1 pseudogene is annotated in these 293 nt (G+C 66.6%); it reads right to left on the reverse strand.

The features are described from left to right. A pseudogene (locus tag ACEWMW_RS14480) lies at positions 1 to 293 on the reverse strand (OmpA family protein); the annotation flags it as partial.

The raw sequence follows: 293 nt of genomic DNA on the forward strand, positions 1-293 counted from the left end.
TCATGTCCGCCTGCGCCCAGTTAAAGAAGACGATGTACGGGCCCGTGTTGCACCCCGGAGGCGGAGGCGGCGGCGGAGGCGGCGGCGGCGGAGGCGGTGGGGGCGGAGGCGGCGGCGGCGGAGGAGGCGGCGGAGCCGGCTCATCACCACCGAAGTTGAAGGTGAACGTTCAGAGCAGCGAGTGCGAACGGAAGTCTGCTTCGTGCTCGCCGCCAACAGCATCAACCACCACAACGCTCGGTGCGTTGTAGAATCGATACTTCAGGCCGGCGTCGATGTTGTCAGTCAGCGGA

This window comes from Litorerythrobacter xanthomarinus (assembly GCF_046254955.1).
In the GTDB taxonomy this organism is placed as follows: Bacteria; Pseudomonadota; Alphaproteobacteria; order Sphingomonadales; family Sphingomonadaceae; genus Qipengyuania_C.